The sequence below is a fragment of the Nostoc sp. JL34 genome, from assembly GCF_017114945.1.
Taxonomy (GTDB): Bacteria; Cyanobacteriota; Cyanobacteriia; order Cyanobacteriales; family Nostocaceae; genus Nostoc.
Map to the genome: position 1 here is coordinate 26364 of NZ_JABXKQ010000027.1, position 21606 is coordinate 47969.

Annotated in this window: 24 protein-coding genes; 16 read left to right on the top strand and 8 right to left on the bottom strand. The window is 42.3% G+C overall.

From position 1 onward, the window contains the following. Positions 1 to 22 precede the first annotated feature (22 nt). The 3 genes from plsX to fabD all read left to right on the top strand — a co-directional run bounded on the left by plsX (position 23) and on the right by fabD (position 3184). Complete coding sequence (gene plsX, locus HWQ44_RS04290; RefSeq protein ID WP_292715308.1) at positions 23 to 1045, top strand: phosphate acyltransferase PlsX; 1023 nt, start codon at positions 23 to 25, stop codon at positions 1043 to 1045. Positions 1046 to 1213: 168 nt separating this feature from the next. Further along, positions 1214 to 2206, top strand: a complete 993-nt coding sequence (locus tag HWQ44_RS04295) for a beta-ketoacyl-ACP synthase III (protein ID WP_292715310.1) — start codon at positions 1214 to 1216, stop codon at positions 2204 to 2206. Positions 2207 to 2302: 96 nt separating this feature from the next. Next, positions 2303 to 3184: an ACP S-malonyltransferase gene (fabD, locus tag HWQ44_RS04300; protein WP_292715312.1), complete on the top strand. Its 882-nt coding sequence runs from the start codon at positions 2303 to 2305 to the stop codon at positions 3182 to 3184. Between the two features lie 79 nt (positions 3185 to 3263). On the opposite strand, the gene HWQ44_RS04305 is transcribed toward fabD, so the two are convergent. After that, positions 3264 to 3464 (bottom strand): ATP-binding protein, encoded by a 201-nt coding sequence (locus tag HWQ44_RS04305; RefSeq protein WP_292715315.1) that lies wholly within the window; start codon positions 3462 to 3464, stop codon positions 3264 to 3266. A gap of 211 nt (positions 3465 to 3675) precedes the next feature. Between HWQ44_RS04305 and HWQ44_RS04310 the strand changes: the two genes are divergently transcribed. The 4 genes from HWQ44_RS04310 (at position 3676) to HWQ44_RS04325 (ending at position 8842) form a co-directional block, all read left to right on the top strand. Further along, on the top strand, positions 3676 to 4314 hold the full coding sequence (locus HWQ44_RS04310; RefSeq protein WP_292715318.1) for a 1-acyl-sn-glycerol-3-phosphate acyltransferase: 639 nt from the start codon (positions 3676 to 3678) through the stop codon (positions 4312 to 4314). Between the two features lie 396 nt (positions 4315 to 4710). Continuing rightward, positions 4711 to 5748, top strand: coding sequence for an AI-2E family transporter (locus HWQ44_RS04315; RefSeq protein WP_292715320.1), 1038 nt, complete (start codon positions 4711 to 4713; stop codon positions 5746 to 5748). A 98-nt stretch (positions 5749 to 5846) separates the two neighbouring features. Continuing rightward, positions 5847 to 6143 carry a DUF2288 domain-containing protein gene (locus HWQ44_RS04320; RefSeq protein WP_292715322.1) on the top strand — a complete coding sequence of 99 codons (297 nt, stop codon included), beginning with the start codon at positions 5847 to 5849 and terminating at the stop codon, positions 6141 to 6143. A gap of 209 nt (positions 6144 to 6352) precedes the next feature. Beyond that, positions 6353 to 8842, top strand: coding sequence for an endonuclease MutS2 (locus HWQ44_RS04325; protein WP_292715324.1), 2490 nt, complete (start codon positions 6353 to 6355; stop codon positions 8840 to 8842). 114 nt (positions 8843 to 8956) lie between these two features. Here the strand turns inward: HWQ44_RS04325 and HWQ44_RS04330 are convergent, their stop codons facing one another. Then, entirely contained in the window at positions 8957 to 9220 is a 264-nt protein-coding gene (locus HWQ44_RS04330) for a hypothetical protein (RefSeq protein WP_292715327.1), read from the bottom strand. A gap of 738 nt (positions 9221 to 9958) precedes the next feature. On the opposite strand from HWQ44_RS04330, the gene HWQ44_RS04335 reads away from it, so the two are divergent. Next, positions 9959 to 10564 (top strand): DUF3038 domain-containing protein, encoded by a 606-nt coding sequence (locus HWQ44_RS04335; RefSeq protein WP_069069205.1) that lies wholly within the window; start codon positions 9959 to 9961, stop codon positions 10562 to 10564. A gap of 250 nt (positions 10565 to 10814) precedes the next feature. Further along, positions 10815 to 12446, top strand: coding sequence for a DUF4335 domain-containing protein (locus HWQ44_RS04340; protein ID WP_292715331.1), 1632 nt, complete (start codon positions 10815 to 10817; stop codon positions 12444 to 12446). 289 nt (positions 12447 to 12735) lie between these two features. On the opposite strand, the gene HWQ44_RS04345 is transcribed toward HWQ44_RS04340, so the two are convergent. The 3 genes from HWQ44_RS04345 to HWQ44_RS04355 are packed head-to-tail and all read right to left on the bottom strand — an operon-like array spanning position 12736 to position 13832. Beyond that, positions 12736 to 13197, bottom strand: coding sequence for a ferredoxin (locus HWQ44_RS04345; protein WP_292715334.1), 462 nt, complete (start codon positions 13195 to 13197; stop codon positions 12736 to 12738). Beyond that, entirely contained in the window at positions 13197 to 13583 is a 387-nt protein-coding gene (locus HWQ44_RS04350) for a DUF1257 domain-containing protein (RefSeq protein ID WP_012406942.1), read from the bottom strand. The genes HWQ44_RS04345 and HWQ44_RS04350 overlap by 1 nt, the downstream gene beginning before the upstream one ends. Positions 13584 to 13622: 39 nt before the next feature. Continuing rightward, positions 13623 to 13832: a DUF2997 domain-containing protein gene (locus HWQ44_RS04355; protein WP_179067273.1), complete on the bottom strand. Its 210-nt coding sequence runs from the start codon at positions 13830 to 13832 to the stop codon at positions 13623 to 13625. 581 nt (positions 13833 to 14413) lie between these two features. Here HWQ44_RS04355 and HWQ44_RS04360 point away from each other — a divergent pair. Beyond that, positions 14414 to 14959, top strand: coding sequence for a dual specificity protein phosphatase family protein (locus HWQ44_RS04360; RefSeq protein ID WP_292715339.1), 546 nt, complete (start codon positions 14414 to 14416; stop codon positions 14957 to 14959). A gap of 45 nt (positions 14960 to 15004) precedes the next feature. After that, entirely contained in the window at positions 15005 to 15694 is a 690-nt protein-coding gene (locus HWQ44_RS04365) for an SAM-dependent methyltransferase (RefSeq protein WP_292715342.1), read from the top strand. Positions 15695 to 15819: 125 nt separating this feature from the next. Here the strand turns inward: HWQ44_RS04365 and HWQ44_RS04370 are convergent, their stop codons facing one another. The 3 genes from HWQ44_RS04370 to HWQ44_RS04380 all read right to left on the bottom strand — a co-directional run bounded on the left by HWQ44_RS04370 (position 15820) and on the right by HWQ44_RS04380 (position 17512). After that, positions 15820 to 16074, bottom strand: a complete 255-nt coding sequence (locus tag HWQ44_RS04370; protein ID WP_292715345.1) for a hypothetical protein — start codon at positions 16072 to 16074, stop codon at positions 15820 to 15822. 116 nt (positions 16075 to 16190) lie between these two features. Then, complete coding sequence (locus HWQ44_RS04375; RefSeq protein WP_292715347.1) at positions 16191 to 16388, bottom strand: hypothetical protein; 198 nt, start codon at positions 16386 to 16388, stop codon at positions 16191 to 16193. Between the two features lie 14 nt (positions 16389 to 16402). Beyond that, positions 16403 to 17512, bottom strand: a complete 1110-nt coding sequence (locus tag HWQ44_RS04380; RefSeq protein ID WP_292715349.1) for a type I restriction endonuclease — start codon at positions 17510 to 17512, stop codon at positions 16403 to 16405. A gap of 254 nt (positions 17513 to 17766) precedes the next feature. Here HWQ44_RS04380 and HWQ44_RS04385 point away from each other — a divergent pair, with 254 nt between their 5' ends. The 5 genes from HWQ44_RS04385 to HWQ44_RS04405 all read left to right on the top strand — a co-directional run bounded on the left by HWQ44_RS04385 (position 17767) and on the right by HWQ44_RS04405 (position 21430). Next, positions 17767 to 17931, top strand: coding sequence for a hypothetical protein (locus HWQ44_RS04385; RefSeq protein ID WP_292715352.1), 165 nt, complete (start codon positions 17767 to 17769; stop codon positions 17929 to 17931). 109 nt (positions 17932 to 18040) lie between these two features. Then, complete coding sequence (locus HWQ44_RS04390; RefSeq protein ID WP_292715355.1) at positions 18041 to 18892, top strand: ATP-binding cassette domain-containing protein; 852 nt, start codon at positions 18041 to 18043, stop codon at positions 18890 to 18892. Beyond that, on the top strand, positions 18849 to 19703 hold the full coding sequence (locus tag HWQ44_RS04395; protein ID WP_292715358.1) for an ABC transporter permease: 855 nt from the start codon (positions 18849 to 18851) through the stop codon (positions 19701 to 19703). Before HWQ44_RS04390 ends, HWQ44_RS04395 begins: the two co-directional genes overlap by 44 nt. Before the next feature lie 19 nt (positions 19704 to 19722). Continuing rightward, positions 19723 to 20196 carry a MarR family transcriptional regulator gene (locus tag HWQ44_RS04400; protein ID WP_174713352.1) on the top strand — a complete coding sequence of 158 codons (474 nt, stop codon included), beginning with the start codon at positions 19723 to 19725 and terminating at the stop codon, positions 20194 to 20196. After that, entirely contained in the window at positions 20162 to 21430 is a 1269-nt protein-coding gene (locus HWQ44_RS04405) for an MFS transporter (protein WP_292715362.1), read from the top strand. The genes HWQ44_RS04400 and HWQ44_RS04405 overlap by 35 nt, the downstream gene beginning before the upstream one ends. The last annotated feature ends 176 nt before the right edge of the window (positions 21431 to 21606 follow it).

Here is a 21606-nt window from a genome sequence, read left to right on the forward strand (position 1 = left end):
AGGTTTCTAGAAGCTGTGAGCAATGGGATCGACTCGCGTACGGATCGCAATTGACGCAATGGGAGGGGATCACGCACCCGGTGAAATCGTTGCTGGCGCATTGCGAGCACGGGAAGAATTGGGTGTAGATATATTGTTGGTTGGTGATCCCCAACAAATAGAAGCTGCCTTGCCATCAAAAACAAGTTTAGGGCAGGTAGAGATCGTGACTGCTGAGGAAGCGATCGCTATGGATGAGGAGCCTTTAAATGCAGTTAGACGCAAACGCAAGGCTTCTATTAATGTGGCGATGGATTTAGTCAAGCAGCAAAAGGCAGATGCCGTGTTTTCTGCTGGCCACTCTGGGGCAGCTATGGCATCAGCTTTGCTCCGCTTAGGACGATTGCCGGGAATTGACCGCCCAGCCATAGGGACTGTTTTTCCCACGATTATTGCTGGTAAGCCAGTGCTGGTACTTGATGTGGGCGCAAATGTAGATTGCCGTCCCAAGTTTTTAGAACAGTTTGGTGTCATGGGATCGGCTTACAGTGAGTATGTCTTGGGTACAACTGAACCGAAGGTGGGTTTGCTGAATATCGGTGAAGAAGACTCTAAAGGCAATGATGCAGCCGTCCGCGCCCACCAACTGCTACGCGAAAATTCCCAAATTAATTTTATTGGCAATGCTGAAGGGCGTGATGTACTTTCCGGTCGCTTTGATGTAATTGTCTGCGATGGCTTTGTGGGCAATGTATTATTAAAATTTGCCGAGGCCGTCGGAGAAGTGATTCTGCAAATTCTGCGGGAAGAATTACCCCAAGGATTGCATGGTCAAATCGGTTCAGCACTCTTAAAACCAAACCTGAAGCGGATTAAGCAGCGAATGGATCATGCAGAACATGGTGGTGCTTTGCTGTTAGGCGTGGCAGGAGTCTGTTTTATCGGTCACGGTAGCTCACAAGCACCTTCAATCTTTAATGCAATTCGCATGGCAAAAGAAGCTGTTGACAACCAGGTGATACAACGAATTCAGTCCCAATATATCCTAGAGCGCGAGAGCGGTTAGTCATTAGTCATTGGTCATTAGTCATTAGTCATTGGTCATTAGTCATTTGTAAAGCACAAAGGACAACTGACATAGACGCGCCAGCGGCTTCCCGAAGGGCAGGACAAATGACAAAAGACAAAGGACAAAAGACAAAGGACAAAAAGCTGATAGCTTGGGAGATTAGGAGTGCAAAACTTAGGCATAGCAATTACCGGAAGTGGCTCGGCAGTACCAGTAACTTCCTTACACAACCAGATATTAAGTGAACTAGTTGAAACATCAGACGAATGGATTACCACAAGAACGGGAATTTGTCAACGGCGATTAGCGCTGCCGTCTGAGTCCTTGAGTGTACTCGCTACTGCTGCCAGCAATCAGGCGATCGCAGCTTCGGGGATTAAACCAGAAGACCTAGACCTGATTCTGCTGGCGACTTCCACCCCTGATGATTTGTTTGGTAGTGCTTGTCAAGTACAGGCTCAATTGGGAGCTACCAACGCAGTAGCCTTTGACTTGACAGCTGCCTGCTCTGGCTTTGTGTTTGGTCTGGTTACAGCAGCCCAATACATTAGAACAGGTGTCTATAAAAATGTACTGTTGATAGGGGCAGATATCCTCTCTCGCTGGGTAGATTGGCAAGATCGGCGCACTTGTGTATTGTTCGGTGATGGTGCAGGGGCAGTAGTATTGCAGGCTAACAAAAGCGATCGCTTATTAGGATTTGCACTTAAAAGTGATGGCACTCAAAACCATCACCTCAACCTTGCTTATGCAGGCGCTTCCCAAGAAATACTCCCAGGTGTAAATATCACCAAAGGCACTTACCAACCGATTACGATGAACGGCAAAGAAGTCTACCGCTTTGCTGTGCAAAAAGTGCCAGAAATCATAGATAAAGCCTTGTTTCAAGCTAATCTCAGCGTTGATCAAATAGATTGGCTACTGTTGCATCAAGCTAATCAGCGGATTATCGATGCCGTTGCCCAACGCCTAAATATCCCAGAACATAAAGTTATCAGTAATCTCGCCCAGTATGGCAATACCTCAGCTGCTTCTATCCCCTTAGCTTTAGATGAAGCAGTCCGGCAAGGCAAAATTAAACCTAATGACATCGTTGCTGCATCCGGTTTTGGTGCCGGTCTTACCTGGGGTGCGGCAATCTTTCAATGGGGAAGATAAATTATTTTGTCCTTTGTCATTAGTCATTTGTCCTTTGTTAATGACCAATGACCAATGACCAATGACAAATGACCACTGACCACTGACAAATGACCAATGACAAAAACTGCATGGGTGTTTCCCGGACAAGGTTCCCAAGCGCTGGGAATGGGAATGGACTTATTAGATATACCATCCGCTAAAGACAAGCTTGCCAAAGCTGAGGAGATTTTGGGTTGGTCTGTAACTGAAATTTGCCAAAGCGAAGAAGAAAAGTTATCACAGACGGTGTATACCCAGCCAAGTCTTTATGTGGTTGAAAGCATTCTTGCTGATCTGCTTCTAGAACGTGGACACCAGCCAGATTTAGTTGCTGGCCACAGTTTGGGAGAATATACTGCCCTTTATATAGCGGGTGTCTTTGAGTGGTCAACTGGTTTATATTTGGTGAAGCGTCGTGCAGAACTCATGGATAGTGCCGTCGTTGGGATGATGGCAGCTTTGATGAACTTTGACCGCGAACAGTTAGAAAAAGTCATTGCCCAAACGCCTGATGTGGTAGTAGCAAATGATAATAGTTCAGCTCAGGTGGTAATTTCAGGTACAACTGAAGCTGTACAAGCGGTGATGACTCAAGTTAAAGCCAAGCGTGCGATTCCACTCAAAGTTTCTGGAGCATTTCATTCACATTTAATAGCACCAGCGGCTGCGGAATTCCAAGACATTTTAGAATCTGTGGAATTTCAGCCAGCTATTGTGCCAGTGTTGTCTAATGTAGAACCAATTGCATCTATTGATGCCAAGATTTTAAAGCAGCGCCTGAACAAACAAATGACTGGTTCTGTAAGATGGCGAGAAATCTCTCTGCAATTATCAGCTAACGGTATCCAGCGAGTGCTCGAAATTGGCCCTGGTAAAGTACTAACTGGCTTGATTAAACGTAATACCCCTGACTTAATATTACAAAATATCCAGAGTGCAGCTGATTTACCTGTTTAATTTTTTTACAACTTTATTTCAATTACAAATTCTGTACCTTTATCGAAAACAGAGTTAAAACTTAATTACCACTATGGGTTTATTCGATGATTTGAGGAGCGATAAGTAATCCTAATCCCATCCCTTTACCCACAGTTTTTGTAGTAAATAAATGGTTAAAAATCTTTTGTTTCACTTCTTCATTTATTCCTTTATCAGTATCAGCAATAGAAATTTTCACACCTTTATTTTCGGTTTTAATTATAATTCGGTTAGGACTGGTCTTAATTTCCTCAGGCACGATAAACTAGCGTTCGAGAACCATTGTAGAGTTATTCGCTAACTTTATATCCAAGAATACTGACTGTAGTGCTAACCATAATGCTAAATCCTAAAGATTTCTAGATTTAGTGTTCCCAGATGGGTGAAGCAATTTATATCAACAGCTTTTTGCGTTTGCTCTGGGCCTTGCGATCGCTTATGCTAAATTCAGTTGATTTGCATTATCTTTTGTGGACAAAAACCGCGAACCGTTTATCAGTCTGGCACTTTACCACGCCTTTAAATGGTCAGTCGTCAGCCCCATGCTTCACGCTTACTTTCGGGGCCAGATTTATGGTACGGAAAATGTCCCCCAATCAGGGCCGCTACTGATAGTGAGTAATCACGCTAGTTACTTTGACCCGCCGATTGTCTCCAATTGTGTACGTCGTCCAGTGGCGTACATGGCTAAGGAAGAGTTATTTAATATCCCCATTTTGGCGCAAGCGATTAAATTGTATGGTGCTTACCCCGTGAGTCGGGGAAGTGCCGATCGCAATGCCATCCGTTCCGCCCTAGAATATCTGAATAACGGTTGGGCTGTCGGTGTTTTCTTGCAAGGGACTCGCACCCCAGATGGTCGAATTACAGACCCGAAAAGAGGCGCATTGCTGCTGGCGGCGAAAGCAAAAGCCCCAATATTACCGGTGAGTGTGTGGGGTACTGAGGAGATTTTACAAAAAGGATCGTCTCTACCTCGCACAGTTCCCATCACAGTGAGAATTGGTAACTTGCTTGATGCCCCCACTTCCAGTAATAAAGAGGAATTAGAGGCGTTGACACAAAAATGTGCCACGGTAATTAACGAGATGCATGATTTAGGACGATGAATTAGACAAGCTCAGATATATGCTTTAGGGAGGTAGCGATCGCTCCTTAGCCTCTATATATTGAAGGTCAACGCGCTCTAGCGATGAAGTGATCCTATTTCACATTAATAAGGAACAGTGCCTATTGATATCAAGTTAATATAAGGCAAATTTGAGAGAGATAGGAACCCTAAATTGTTTTTCAAAAATCTCAGTAGTCTTCTAGGCTATATTAGCGGAGCTTAACGCACCATTCCAAGCTTATGGTATTGGTGATGTCCTCTCGGTGATAACACACACTATGTATATTTGAAAAATTAAATACTAGTCCTATAGTATTATTTTTCTGTGAACAGCTTTTTAGTAAATGCTTTTTATCCAAAATCTAAAATACAAAATACAAAATACAAAATTGATATGAGCGGCTTTGAAGCCAAAAATTTTTGGGAGCGATTAAATAATCTGGCGTTAGTCCGCTTTTTGCTTTTGGTTGCTTCTGGTTGGGCAATTATACAACTTTTAGCTTACTTTGAAGCGGTCATTGTTATTTTTACATTTGCGGCAATTTTAGCTTTTTTGCTCAGTTATCCTGTACAGTGGCTGCGGCGTTTTTTGCCCCACAGTGTAGCTGTTGCTGTGGTTTTTTTGCTCAGTATTGTGATTATTGGCAGTATGATAATTACCGTGAGTGTAACGGTTTTATCTCAAGGACAACAATTAATTGATAGTATAACTAGGTTTTTAAATTCTCTAGTACCTTTATTAGAGCGACTAGAAGGAATTTTACAAAGCCGTAATTTGCAGATAGATTTAAGTTTTATTGAAGAACAATTGCGGAATCAGGCTGTATCAACTCTTGTAACTAGTTTAGCTATTTTACAAGGGTTCATGACCAACTTTGTAACGTTTATATTGATTGCAGTTGTGGCTTTCTTCATGTTACTAGATGGAGACAAGTTGTGGAATTTTATCATAAAGATAGTACCCAAGCAGCGCCGCCATAGATTTACAAATATAATCAGACGTTCTTTTTTAGGATTTTTTCGAGGTCAGTTATTATTAAGCGCATTTCTCACAACTTCGACTTTCCTCGTTTTCTTAATACTAAAAGTACCTTTTGCTTTGATATTGTCAATAATAGTCGGAATTGTTGATATCATTCCTGGAATAGGAGCGACATTAGGAGTAAGCACAGTTACTTTATTTGTATTGTCTCAAGGTGTTTGGTTAGCATTGAAAGTATTGATAGCTTGTATTGTCCTCCAGCAGATACAAGACAACTTGATTGCGCCCCGAATTATGCAAGGTGCGCTGAATCTTAATCCTGTAGTGGTATTTTTTGCTTTGCTAGTAGGCGCTAGAGTAGCAGGGTTGTTAGGTGTTTTTATATCTATTCCCATTGCTGGAGTAATTGTATCTTTATTTGAAATTGATGAAATGAAATCTGAAGTTTAGTTATTAGTCATTAATCATTTGTCATGGGTCATTTGTCAGGAACTAGGAACTAGTGAATAATGTAAAAATAGCCATCTAAAAATAAACATTGGGAAGTAATGTCGGATTTAAGAGCGGAATTAACAGAAATTTTGGATGAGGCAGAGTGGGAATGGCTAATTCCTCATGTACAACGAGATGCAGTAATTTTGGTGGCACTTGAGTTAAACTTGCTGGATGTTGGAGTAGCGATCGCCAGCGATAATATTCCATCAGTGGAACAGTGGATTGATGAGCTATTGATTACCAAACCCACGACAGTACAGGTGGGAGAATGGAATCTTGAGCGTAGTAAGCGATTTAATACTCTCATCGTCCAGCCTTATGTTCTGGCACAAGAAATAGTCGCTGCTTAACTAAATTCCGCGGATTCTGGTCAAGAGAGCTAATAAAAGCAGTCAACCGGAACCCATTGCTCAGTTTCCAAGAGTGATTTTGGATTCGGGGCGTTGGCATCCGAATCCAAAATTGACAGACTATTGACTGAAGCAAAATTTTCTCCTTTAAGATTTATCCATCTAGGAGCTAGAATTGTTACGATAATTTCAGATTAGATGTTGAAACCTTGATCCAATCTGAAACCTTAGAACTATTAGAATGGCATCGCCTTTGCCAGCACCTCGCCACTTTTGCGGCAACTAAGCTGGGGGCGACAGCTGCGCGTCATCTGAAAATACCCGATTCTCAGATCCAAAGCGAACAGTTGTTAGAGCAAACCAAAGAAGTCTACCAACTGGAAACTCGCCTAACTACGGGACTGTCATTTGAGGGAATTCAAGATATTGGCGATTCCCTAGAACGGGCAGAACGCAGTGGAATTTTGACAGGGGATGAACTGTTAGCGATCGCCACCACCCTCGCTGGTGCCAGAAATTTGCGCCGTGTCATTGACAATCAAGAAGATTTGCCGATATTGACTGATTTGGTTGCCGATTTGCGGACTTATCCAGAACTAGAACAGGAAATTCACCGCTGTATTGATGAACGGGCCCAGGTAACTGACCGCGCGAGTCAAAAACTGGGAGAAATTCGCACAGACTTGCGGCGATTACGCAGCCAAATTACTCAAAAGCTGCAAAATATCTTACAGGCAAAATCTGGCGCAGTTCAAGAACAGCTAATTACGCAACGCAGCGATCGCTTTGTTATCCCCGTAAAAGCACCCCAAAAAGATGCCATCCCCGGTATAGTCCACGATACCTCTACCAGTGGTGCCACTCTGTATGTGGAACCTAATTCAGTAGTGCCTCTAGGCAACCAACTGCGGCAGATCATCAGGAGAGAGCAAGCCGAAGAAGAAGCGATTCGCCGCATTTTGACAGAACTTGTAGCCGCAGTCAAACCAGATTTGGAGAGGTTGTTAGCGATCGCTACCACTTTGGATCTGGCAACCGCTAGATCGCGATATAGTTACTGGCTAGGAGCAAATCCCCCGCGATTTATCCAGCGGGAAGACAGTGAAATCATTACCTTGCGGAATTTACGACATCCTCTGTTAGTGTGGCAGCAACAGCACGAACAAGGGCAACCAGTAGTTCCTGTAGATTTGCTGATAAACCCGCTAATTCGGGTAGTGACGATTACCGGGCCAAATACTGGCGGTAAAACTGTAACCTTAAAAACTTTGGGATTAGCAGCATTAATGGCCAAAGTGGGTTTATTTGTCCCCGCCCGCGAACCAGTAGAAATACCTTGGTTTGATCAGGTGTTGGCAGACATTGGCGATGAACAATCATTGCAGCAAAGTTTATCCACATTCTCTGGACACATCCGCCGGATTAGTCGGATTTTAGAAGCATTAGGAGATGGGGAATGGGGAATTGGGACTGGGGACTTGGGACTGGGGACTGAGGAAAAGGAAATTCCTAATCCCCAATCCCTAATCCCCATTACCCCTTATCCCCAGAGGGGGCCCCACCTTCCCCAATCACTCGTTTTACTTGATGAAGTTGGCGCAGGCACCGATCCAGTAGAAGGTAGTGCCTTAGCGATCGCCTTGTTGAAATATCTCGCCAACCACTCCCAGCTAACTATTGCCACCACTCACTTCGGCGAACTAAAAGCCCTAAAATACGAAGATGAGCGGTTTGAAAATGCTTCTGTAGAATTTGACGAAAGTACTCTGTCGCCTACTTATCGTCTGCTGTGGGGCATACCTGGACGTTCTAATGCTTTAACCATTGCCCTCCGTTTGGGATTAAAACCAGAAGTGGTAGAAGAGGCAAAAACCCAAGTGGGAGAGGCCACAGATGAGGTTAACCAGGTGATTGCTGGCTTAGAAGCACAACGCCGCCGCCAGGAAACCAAAGCTGCGGAAGCCCAAAGTTTGTTGCAGCAAGCAGAACGTTTATATAAAGAAGTATCGGCAAAAGCCTCAAGTTTAGAGGAGAGGGAAAGCAGTTTGCGGGCTTCACAGGAAGTAGCAGTGCAACAAGCGATCGCTCAGGCAAAAGGTGAAATTGCCCAAGTAATCCGTCGTTTGCAGAAAGGTACGCCCACAGCCCAAGAGGCGCAGCAAGCTACTAATGCTTTGAATCAAATTGGCCAGCAATATCAACCAGCAACGCCAGCAAAACCAAAAGTTGGGTTTATGCCCAAAATAGGCGATCGCGTCCGCATTCCAAAATTAGGACAGATAGCGGATGTGATCACAGCCCCTGATGAAGATGGCGAGTTAAGCGTTCGCTTTGGGCTAATGAAGATGAACGTGAAGTTGCAAGATGTAGAATCTCTAGATGGTCAAAAACCCGAACCAGTTGTTAAAGCCAAACCAGCCCCAGCAGCAGTAACCCCCCCACCGCCAGCTGTCCCAGAAATTCGGACTTCCAAAAATACCATCGATTTGCGTGGAAAACGAGTAGCTGATGCCGAATATATTTTAGATAAAGCTATTTCGGAAGCTACAGGCCCAGTCTGGATTATTCACGGGTATGGTACTGGGAAACTGCGACAAGGAGTTCACGCATTTTTGCAACAGCATCCCAGAGTGAAGACCTACGAACCAGCAGAACAAGCAGATGGTGGCAGTGGTGTTACCGTTGCTCATATAAAATAAAGTTCACTTGCAAATGGTAATCCTCAGAATCTTTTGGGAAAATACCAACTAATCTTTACTGTTTGCAAGTTTCTTTATTAAGAAGTTGGTACATTATTCTTTACGACTGGCTACTTATTGTATATTTGTACATTTCCCATTTTTACTCTTAATTGTAAATTCGGAGAATTCTTGTTCTATAAATTCTCGTGTTAACCCAGACGGGCCAAATCGCGTTTCTAACGGAATCCCATATTTCTCGTTAAAAGATTCAGCTACTTCTGTAAGGCTATCCCGCAAACTACCAGCACCATATAGCTTAACCGCGAATGCCTGAGTTGGCAGAATCACACTGATAGCACAAGCTATCAGTGAAAAGGCGAAAAAATGCTTTTTCATAGTTGTTATATTTATTGGGCTGCTATTTATACTCAGTAAGTTATCTCAAACCAATACTTAAGTATGGATTGCAGTAACCGTCTCAACTATTACATCTACACATCAAGTTTATAAATGAGTTCTGAATATGTGCGTAGTTTGCGGCTAGAGTCATAGTACCAACTAAGTTGGAAAAAATCAATTGGTCAACATCTTCAAACGCTGACTTTATCAAATTTTTAAGTTTGTCATCAGTTTTATAGAGGCATCAATCGTCCTGATGTTGCCCAGCCTGTCCTGAAATAACAGGCTGCATATAAGCGAAAATGGGGTGGTATTTGTCCAGCAGCAACAGCATCTTTAGCAAACAGGCAAAAGATTTGTATAGTAATTATGTATACATAAAGACCAAATAATAAACATCAAGAAACTTCAAAATTTAAAACCGCAAACAAATTAGGAGGTATTCTACATAATTAATTAGCGATAATTAGCGGTTAGCATTCAAAACAATAGTTTATTTATACTCTTGTACGGAGCTAGCAGCGAAAGTTGGGTAAACCTTAACTAGAATTGATAATTTTCTACTTTGTCGAAAATAAATTTTCATCTAGAGTAGGACAAAGATACCTGCTGTTTACCACATAGAAAAAAGCTAGCTGAAGCTTCTGGCTCATAGCTAGAGGAAACCAAGCTTGATGCTTAAGAGTCTGGTTTCAAAATGGGTAACAGCAACATCCCCTATCAGCTTGATCACCTATGCTAAAAGTTATGCACTCGGCCGCCAACTCAGCCACTCCAAATTCCCAGTGGGAGGATTTAATCAAGCTTCCAGCCCCAAACACAGTCCAATGGGACAATATTAAAACCCAATTAGACTTAGTGCTGTTGGCGCTAGAAACCTTAACTGGGATTGGTTCAGAGGCTATGCTTTCGGCGGCAACTGATCTGAATTTAGAGTCAAGAGTGCCAGACCGCGTAGCTTTATGGCGATTGCGCCAATCAAATCCCCTACGCAAAGGTCAAGGAGGGCGAAAAAAGCTAGATGTTGAAGAAGCGCGATCACTTGTTCTGATCATCTGCTACTTAGCCAAACAGCACCAGGAATTGATTCGCCGCGCTGTCGGTCTGTTGGAACAAATGGCAGAAAATAACCGGGAACCTCACCAGGCTGCTTTACTTGGAGATTATATTGATGCTTTTTGCAACACCTACCAAGAGCGGATGGAAGAGGATGAGCAAATCTCAACGGATTTACTAACAAACCTGGCACTAAAACTGCTTGTAGATTTACTTTTTTACAGTGCTCCTGGTGGGCATCGCCGTCTCTGGCTAGCACTTATAGACCGTTCAACAAAATTTTAAATTTTAGATTTGAAATTCCTCAACCAAAATTCGCTTGTGATTTGTTTGCTCGGTCAGGAAACTCTTTTGATGGTCGTTAGCTCTTGGGCGATGCGCTATCAGCACTGCTTCCTCCTTGCACGCCAGTTTGCATAAGGGAAGGAACTTTACAAAGTTCTGAGTGGAGGAATCCGCCGTTTCAACTTTTCTTTGCAAGCAAGTGGCTCAATTTTTTGCAAAATCCCAAATAGTCTTCCTCGCAGTTCCTGCCATGCCTCTATCAAATTCTGTCATTCGTCGCTACACACCCCCGACTTGCACGCTAGAAGTATTCGCGCAAAGCTCACCTCTGTCCCGTTGGATGGGGAAAACAGTCCTTAAACACCTGAGCTTTGAGCTACGTTTTGATGATCCCCGACTCCCAGAAGAACACAGAATTCCAATTCGGGGCGATCGCGAGCAACTCGAAGCTTTATGTGATGCTGTCACAAGCTATGTACAGCAGTTTCTCCAACAGTCTCCAGAAAGCTTTTGGGTCAGTTTCTCCGGTACTCAGCAGTCAAGCACAGCACTGGATGAGCCGGAATTAAAGTCTTCAACAAAAACATTAAATGCCTTTAATGCCCAGATTTCAGGGGCAAATATCCACTTAGAACCAAGCAGCTATTTAACTCATAACCTATTTCTTGGTTCTCTTGCCAACTACTCATCTGGCCCCGTAATTCAACTCAGTTTGCTGCAACTATTTGATTTGGCAAGTGCTTTAGATGAATACTCGACTGATGTCATGGCACTCCCAACTCTCAACAACACAAGTTCGAGTCTGAGGTTCCCGGCTTGGGCACCTATTGCCGCAGTATTAGTTATAGGTGTAGGTTTTTTACCAGTTACTTGGCAATATGCTAACAACATTAGAGAAAAGCAGCAGACAGCCAAAACATCAGATTCAGCAGCGGTAAAGACTGCTCTACAACCCTCACCTTCATTAAACTTTCCCACACCTGAACCTGGACTCAGCCCTCCATCAGATAATTTGCTAGGTTCGACCCCTCCAATTTCCACATCAACTTTACCCCAAGCACCTCTAACAGCCCCTAGTTCCAGTTTCTCTACACCGCCACCTCTATTTCCACCAAATAATGCACTGACAATACCTCAAGGGAAGACAGCAAACCTTCCCAGGAATCGAGCGATGCCTCCGGCGAGCTTCGCTAACGCACCATCTACCAAAATCCCAGGCCAGGAAATTGCCATATTACCAAATCTTGGACAGAACCCTACAGGATTAAATTCCCAAAGTGGTGCTCTCCCTCAGCTGCGGAATTTGCCACCTAGACTATCTTCTAACGCAGGCAGCTTACCAACTAATATCTCACCAATCCTCCCCCCGTCTCTTGACACTGTACCCAATAATAATCGTGGCAATACCCCTACCCAACCCTCCTCACTAAACTCACAACAATTAGACGAAAGAATCAATTCCCTACAGCAACCTTCTCCAGGAGAGAAACCTGCTTCACAAGTTCCCTCCTCTAGAACTGCGGAAAATAATCCTTTTATCGATCAATTAGGGGACGGACGAAAACCCACCAGATCCACAGAAGTGGCTACTGGCACATTATTTGATACACCTCAAGTAGCAGAAGCGAGAGAATACTTAACAAAGCGTTGGCAACCACCCACTGGACTAGGACAAACATTAGAGTACAGTTTGATAGTCAGCGTTGACGGCACAGTTGAACGAATTTTTCCCCTTAATAAGGCAGCAAGAGAATTCGTTGATAGCACTGGGATGCCTGAAGTTGGTAAACCTTTTGTTTCCGCTAATAGAGGCGGACAAAATGTCAGAATTCGAGTTGTTCTCAGTCCTGATGGCAAGGTACAGACTTTTCCAGATGAATAAGTAAACTAATCTGTTCAATGCCACTTGTAAAACTGGTACAAATCTTGTGCCAGTTTCTATTTACTGCAATTGCTCTTGGGCTTACCTTTTGAAGTCCAGTTAACAAACTGATCTTACTATTGATACCAGTAAACCTAGCATTCAATACAATTACTGTTAACACCAATTCTCCAAAATTAAACTTTAGATACAAGTCTGGAAACCCAGATTATAATCTTACGCATATAAAACGAAAAACAAAAGGACTGGATATACCAGTCCTTTATTATATTGATTTAAAGTTTTTATCTTAATAACGGGATTTTTTGGTCTTCAACTTTTGCTTTTTACGCCGACGTTCGCTAGCAGCAACTGCATGTTCCACCGGATAACCCACTACAGGAATTACCTGATATTTGCGCTCGTCTTCTAACTTTCTTAGTTCAGTGTAATCAACCCAATGAATGCAATCAACCGGACAAGTGTCAATTGCTTCTTGAATAATTTCCTCAGCGTCTCCATCTTGCCGAACCACGCGCGATCGCCCGTAATCTGGTTCAATATAAAAGGTGTTACGGGCAACATGAGCGCAATGCTTACAACCAATACAGGTGATTTCGTCAACATAAACACCATTTTGGCGCAGCACACCACCCAATTCCGGTTCTAAACCAGAACGTTCTGGGGCATCCCGTAAAAAACCCCCTAGTTCTGGTTCAAAACCGGAACGGTTATCTTCTTGTTCTTCCGGCGACGGCAGAAAATCAGCCATTACGCACTCCAGCGCTGTACTACCAGGCGAATTGAACCATCTTCATTTTTTTGTTGTTCAGAGACTTGAAAACCAACACGAGCGGTTTCTTTCACAACTGTTTGATAAGCATAGCGCTGTGTTACTTGGCGCAAAAATCCATCTACAGACAAATCTTGCTGCCAATATTGCAAGTCAGCCACCAGTTCATATTCTTTGCCATTCCATCTAAAACCGATGTCATAGCCATTTTCCTGCTCAATACTAACTTCCGCAGGATGGGTTTGACCGCGATAGCCACGGACTTCGCGTGGGCCGGGTTTCCAGTCTACGCCCAATTCAGTCAGAGCATCTTTCAAAGAATCAAGGTTACGGATTTGAGTCTTAATTTGGCTAAAGTGTGACATGGTGGTTGTGAATTAATAACACTAAACTACTGTGAAAACTTACCAATCGCTGTAAGTGGTGTGTGTATTCGCCAGATTAGATTGCTGCACCTTAGCGGCGAAATATTCTGAGGTTGGCTCATGATTAAGTACTTGCCCCAACTGTGCCTCTATTGCTGCTGTAACCTCAGCGCAAGAAGCACCCACAATGCCAGTAACTTTCTCTTGTACCCGACCGTCTGGATAGATTATGAACTCTAATGTCTCCATGCTTTTGGCCAACCAGGATAAGTACGCTTGAATTGTACTGCCTTAGCAGAAGGCTACAAATATAGCCGTAGGAACATTTTTACTTAGATATTAGATACAAACTTGCTATTTGTTAACTAATGTTCCATCTTTCAACATATATATCTCAGAATCTTTACAAAACTTATTAGTATTATAAGCACATACATCAGTATTTAGTTAGTTTCTCTTAACCTCATTGATTAGTCAAGGTAACTACTGGAGGTAGTTCAGTAAGCTGGAAAAGTCCTAAAAACAAGCATTAGAGGTAGTATAACCAGCAAGACAATTCACAAAAATATAAAATTTCTTGAAAAACTTTATTATTACCATTTGATTTACTTTATTATCTTCCGGGTAGGTTGGACACAGTGCAGTGTAAGCCGACACCAAACAATAGTGCGTACGTACGTGAATATCGTATTAGACCTTTGATATAGTGACTTTAGCTAGTATTAATTGTGAAGGGATTTTTAGACTGCGTTCACTGAAAGTGTTGGCGCAGCTATCGCTATTTTCTGCTATTGGTGAAATTTACCAACCTTGACTCTAGACAGTTAAATATGTACAAGTTTGCCCCAGCTTGCGAGAAAGAGCAAATAGTCTTTGGTGCTGCGCGACCTGGATACACTGACAAGAATGTTCAGGATTGGATAGAATTCATGAAGCACCAAAATATCAAGCGTGTTTGCTGTCTTCTTGATGAACAACAGCTAGCTTCTTACTCCAATCTTCTAAACACATACAAACAGGAATTTGGGAATCAGTTAGTTTGTTGGGCAGCAATTGCCGATTTTCATTTATCTGATTTAGAAAACCTCATACACAAAATACTTCCTTTTTTAATAGAAGCAGATAAAGAAAATGAGAAAGTTGTTGTACACTGCTCTGGTGGAATTGGACGTACTGGGCATGTGTTAGCGGCATGGCTAGTTAGTGTTCGAGGATTATCAAATCAAGCTGCAATAAATGCTGTCAAAAGAACAGGTAGAAATCCTTATGAAGCTGCGATCGCTGCTATATTTATAGGTAGAAATCCCTTGAAAGTTGTAAAAGAACTTAACGTGCTTCTGAATGATTGCCGTCTAGCAGTGGATAAAATATTTTGAGTTTACTATTATCTTATTTAATCAGTCCTTTGCGAGGGAAATTATATGGCAATGGTTCTAGATAAAGTAGTTCCTTTTGGGAGGTCAATGGATGAATATATAAAAATATTCAATTTAACAAATGCAGATTTAAATAAAAGAATCATTGGGATTGGGGATGGGCCAGCAAGCTTCAATGCAGAAATGACACATCAGGGTAAAAGTGTAGTTTCTGTTGATCCACTGTACCAATTCTCCAGTGATGAAATATTGCAAAGATTTAATGAAGTAGTAGATAATATTATTAATCAAGTTAAGGCTACATCAAATGATTGGGTATGGAGCTATCATAAATCTCCAGATGATTTGCGGCACAATCGAGTCAAAGTTATTCGAGAATTTCTGTCTGATTATGAAACTGGCAAAAAAAGCAACAGATACACAGTCGGGGAATTGCCAAAATTGGCTTATGATAATCAAGAGTTTGATATAGCTCTTTGTTCGCATTTATTATTTTTATATTCAGACCATCTCGATTACGATTTTCACTTAAATTCAGTAGGTGAGATGTTGCGTATTGCTAAAGAAGTTAGAATATTTCCTCTCATAACTTTAATGTGGAAACATTCACCACATTTAGATGAAATAGTTAAATATTACACTTCAATGGGTTATAAAATAGATATTGAAAAGGTTGAATACGAATTACAGCCTGGTGGAAATAAAATGTTGAAGATAACCAGAGATGTTATATAAATCGTATCCATAAAGAATTGGTATAACCATGCGGTTTATAGAATTATTAGGCATATTATTCAGCAAACATTTCAGCCAAGGTATCTATTCTGCTTGAGCAACACTAGAGATATCAATGCGGTATTTCATGAATCGGCTGGCAGATTATACTTGCGACGCTGCTCGTCAGCAAAATCATCAAATGAACGGAATCTATCCATTTCAAAGTCTTCTAATCCCTGCTGAATACCCTTAATAGCTGCTTCTGAGTCTTGCACCTCCCACTCTAGGACAGCCTCTAGCAATTGGGTTGCAACAAAACTAACATCTTGTCCTTGCTGTGCAGCTTTCTCGCGCAGTCGTACTTCTAATTCTGGGCTAAGGGAAACAACGATCACCATAATTCAGATATTTTGCAGAAGGTTTATAGATATGATTTTATTTCAGAATATCTGATAAAGCTGCGTAGGCGTAGCCAGGCATAGCCAGCCGTAGGCATCGCTCTGGCCACAATCACTCATGCTGTCACCATTGACCGTACTGAATCAGGGGATGTTGGCTCAAAATGTAACACCATAATTTGCTCTGGACGTAAACCGACAGATTCGTAAGTGCCATCGTTGCATGGGTGTAGTCTGATGAAGGCATCGCACTGTCCCAAGCAAACTTCATGGGTTTTGACAACTTTGAGAATAATCTGTGTGTTAGTCTGCATTTTAGTGTTGGAAACTATCTAGCAACGACTTGAGGCTGTTCATAAGCAGCTACAATTGCCTTGAATTTATCAGCGTACTGATAGATTTCATTGAGGTTATCGATAGAAACTTTATCCGAAATTCTATTGCCATTTACCTCTTTCGAGAAGATTTCTAACTTCTTAGACTTTGATTCATTAAAATACAAACGAACAATGGGTTTCCAAGTATTCCCATCAAGCAGAATATTACAGTAGCTAGCTGTATCTCTATATGTTATTCTTGCTGGATCTAATACCTGACGTAAAATCGACTTAAGTATGTAATATCCTTCACGCTCGTCATCTGTAAACTCAGATTGTTTTATGAGCGGTTCTGGTTTTATTTCTGGTTCGGGGTTTACAACCTCTGATTTCGTTTTTGAGCGTCCTGCTGCTTCATCTAAAAGGGTTTCAATTTCCTCACGAATAAATTCTTTAATAGCCCTTTGTGTATATCCAGTAAACTCATTTTTTAATTGCCCTACAAAATTATTACCAGGGCATAATTCTTTGAAAAAATATTTAACAAATTCATCACTGGGCGCTTCAATTTGCTTTTTAAGCAGAGTCTTAATACCACCTACGTACTTTAACTCTGAGGCGGCTGTAATAGCTTCATCAATATTAAATGCGGATTTTGTTAATTTACAGAGTTCGCGGATTGCTGACTCATTTAAATTAAGTAGGTCTAATTCCAAAAATGGAGTTTTATCCATTTTATTAGGTTTTTCTAAGTCAGCATATAACTTGTAATTTACCCCATCTGTTAGTATACCAATGCGAGCTTCAGTTGCCATGAAGTATGCAAACAACTGGCTCCACTCATAATCATTCTTAAAATCTGTACCGTAGCGTTTGCATTCAATTAAAATTGTGGGCTGACTATTTTGGAATATTGCATAGTCTAGTTTGTACTTTGTAGCAGCTCCCACATTTGCATCATACTCAGGCATAACTTCATTTGGGTTAAAGGCATCATATCCCAAGATTTGCTGAATAAAAGGCATAATTAGGAAGTGCTTTGTAGCTTCTTCAGTCTTGATACTACTTAATTTTGTAGGGATTGTAGATGCAAAAGCTTTGACTTGATCAACGAAATCCATGATGTGATGCTCCAAGACATTTGATTATGGCTATGTAGCCTATAAAGCTATAATTCACAAAAAATCTGAATAAATAACAGGGTTTTGAAGTAAAACACTGATAGTGCAAACGCATCTTATTTTTATAATGCTTACTAGACAAAGGTTTTAGCCATTATTTAATTTAGTTACTAAAATTTAGACCCTTATTGCACATGGTTTTCAGAATTTAAATGCGTTTCCCCTAACACCACTGATTTACATCCATTGCAGGGATGAATCGTATAGTATTTCAGCATCTATCCGCAAATCGTCAAATTTCAGTGCATTACGGGGTCGAGGATTTTAAACAAGACATAAAGAATTTGCGGACGATGGGTAGACTACGATCGCTGTCAGTGACACTTTGCCCATCAATAACCTTGTCACCACTCTACTGAGTTTCCTTTTATTCTGATTCAAATTCCCGCCAGAAGTCTATTGACTTCTGGTAAATCTATTGAGAAGCTAATAGTTAGATTTACTAATTAATAGAAGTGCATCAAACTTGTGACAATACTGACGGGAAAAATAAATCGATCGCAACCTGCTAGCGAACCAAAACCCTTGATTCTGGAAACTCAGGGACTCACACGCCGTTTTGGTAAGTTAACCGCAGTTAATAACCTGAGCATATCTGTGGAACAAGGCGAAGTGTTTGGTCTGCTTGGCCCCAATGGAGCAGGGAAAAGTACAGTTATTAAAATGTTGACAACCTTGCTGCCTATCAGTGCAGGGAAAGCAACCTTAGCTGGCTATGACGTGGCTCGTGAATCTAATCCTGTGAGACGGGCTATCGGCTATGTACCCCAGGCGCTCTCTGCTGATGGTAGTCTCACTGGTTACGAAAATCTCTTAATCTTCGCCAAGCTGTATGGAATACCTGCCAAAGGCCGCGATCGCCGCATTTATGAAATTTTAGAATACATGGGTTTGCAAGATGCGGCGAAACGCTTGGTACGAAACTACTCTGGTGGGATGATTCGCAAGCTGGAAATCGGCATATCAGTTCTGCATCAACCGCAAATTTTGTTTCTTGATGAGCCGACTGTCGGACTAGATCCCATCGCTCGAACTCAAGTATGGCAGCTTGTACTACAACTCTGTGCTGATTACGGCACAACTATATTTTTAACAACCCACTTTTTAGAAGAAGCGGATAGCTTATGTAACCGAGTGGCAATTATGCAGCAAGGTGAAGTCGTTACCACAGGCACACCAACTGACTTAAAAGCTTCTTTAGATAACCCAAATGCAACTTTGGATGATGTCTTTATTCACTATACAGGCGACCAGTTAACATCAGGAGTCAACTACCGTGACACAGCAAGAACCAGACGTACTGCTCAACGGTTGGGTTAAATCACCACCCACTGTCCGAGTAAATTTGATCTCTGCAATTAAAGAGCTAGTTACGAAAACCCTGGCGATCGCAGAATTAGAAATCCGTAAACTCCGCCACGATCCCACTGATTTAGTCGTTCGGGCTGTGCAACCAGCTTTATGGCTGCTAATTTTTGGGCAAGTTTTTTCCCGCACTCGCGCGATTCCTACAGGGAACTTACCCTATTTGGACTTCATTTCTGCTGGCATTTTGGCTCAGAGTATTCTGTTTGTGGCAATTTTTAGTGGTGGAATGACGCTAATCTGGGAGCGAGATTTAGGCATTGTCCATAAATTTTTAGCTAGTCCTACGCCTCGCGTGGCGATGGTGTTGGGCAAAGCCCTAGCGTGTGGGGTGAGGTGCTTATCTCAGGTAATATTCATTTACGGATTAGCATTTTTATTAGGTGTCAAACTAAATCTTCATCCTTTAGCTATTCTCCAAGTACTGCTGCTAGTCATACTGGGAGCGGGTTCTTTTTGTATTTTCTCATTAATTATTGGCTGTTTGGTGAAAAGCCGAGAAAGGATGACGGGTATTGGACAATTGTTAACCATGCCGTTATTTTTTGCGAGCAATGCCATCTATCCGATCTCGTTGATGCCCAGTTGGTTAAAGTTCATTTCCCATTTAAATCCGTTGACTTATCTGGTTGACGGGTTACGTAGCACCATGCTGTTGAATGGCACTAGCATCTATGGCTTTGGTCTGGATTGTACAATTCTCTTATTCACATTAATCATTTTGGCCATCCTTGGTGGAAAACTTTATCCACGGGTGGCCATGTAACTAGGAGAACAACAAGCCCATGACCGTGGATAAACCTAATCAAGGTGCAACTTCCGAAGAATGTGCCGCTAGAGTAATGGAGACAGTTCCATTAGTGATGCGGTTTATCCGAGCGGATATGCGTGCCCATAGTGCCGCTTTTTTATCTATACCTCAATTGCGATCGCTAGCATTTATCAACCGCAATCCTGGGGCTTCATTATCTGACTTGGCAGAGCATTTAGGTGTCACCTCTGCCACGGCATCAGCAACCATAGAACGCTTAGTACAACGCGACTTCGTGAAACGGATTGCTCATCCTCAAGAGCGGCGGCGGGTGTTGCTCAATTTAACTGAAGATGGAAAACACCATCTTAAGCAATCCCAAGATCAAACTCGCGCTCATATTACCGACTTGCTAAAAGGTCTTTCAGAAGACCAAATTTCCAACATTGAAGAAGGCTTAACTCTACTAAAAAATGTCTTCGAGAAAACAGAACTCAAAGCCCCATAACTTTGAGGTTGCACAACACGATCCCTTTGCAGCCTTTAAGTTTCGAGACTATCGGCTATTTACCATTGGACGGCTAGTGCTGTTCGTGGGGTCGCAAATGCAAACTGTAGCGATTGGCTGGGAACTCTATGAGCGGACAAACTCAGCGATCGCTTTAGGTGGTGTAGGACTGGCCCAAGTCTTGCCGATGATTGCTCTCACCTTGATTGTCGGACATGTAGCCGATCGCCGCGATCGCAAACTCATCATGTTATTCTCGGTGATGTTGCTGGCTCTCTGCTCGCTGGCTTTGGCAGTGCTTTCCTATACTCAAGGTGCAATTTTTCTAATTTACGCTTGCTTGTTATTAACAGGTGTCGCTAGGGCATTCCTCAAACCAGCCAGTGATGCTCTCATGTGGCAGTTGATACCTATCAGTGCGTTTACCAATGCAGCAACTTGGAATAGTAGTAGTTTTCAGTTAGCCGCAGTCATTGGCCCAGCCTTTGGAGGATTTGGGATTGCGCTGTTGGGAAGTGCTACAGGAGTTTATGTATTAGCAGCGATCGCCGCGTTGCTATGTTTCATTTTAACGCTGGCGATCAAAGAGCAAAAAGTCATCCGCGCAACTGAGCCAATCTCACTCAAAGCGCTATCAGCCGGTGCTAAATTTGTTTGGCAGAATCAGTTAATTTTAGCCGCGATTACATTGGATATGTTTGCTGTATTGTTGGGTGGTGCGATCGCGCTCCTCCCGATCTTTGCCAAAGATATTTTACACGTGGGGCCAGTGGAATTGGGATATCTACAAGCAGCCCATTCCATCGGTGCTTTGACTATGGCCATTACCCTAGCCTATTTACCACCGTTACGTAAAGCAGGCCCAGCCTTATTGTGGTCAGTAGTTGGCTTTGGGGTTGTCACAATTATCTTTGGACTTTCTCGTTCGTTTTGGCTGTCTATGTTAATGCTGACCCTTGGTGGCGCACTAGATAGTATTAGCGTTGTGATTCGCCATACATTAGTTCAAATCAGAACACCGGATCATTTACGTGGTCGGGTTGCTGCTATCAATAGCGTGTTTATTAGTGCCTCGAATGAATTGGGAGGCTTTGAGTCAGGCTTAACTGCGGCTTTATTTGGCCCAGTGATTTCTGTTGTGGGTGGTGGAATCGGCACAATTGTAGTAGTGATTGCTACAGCCATGATTTGGCCGGGAATTCGGAAGTTAGGGGCTTTGCAGGAGTATAAATAAATGAAAATGTGAGTATTAGATGATCAAGTGATAGCCACTACTAAGTCTTCCATAAATAACAAAAATCCCACCTTATGCAAAAGCTACAAGATAGTGATTCTTATTTCTTGCTGGGGTAGGATTTTTGTTTAGCACAAGTAGTACATCGCGTAATTAGAAGGTAGACAAATCTAGAG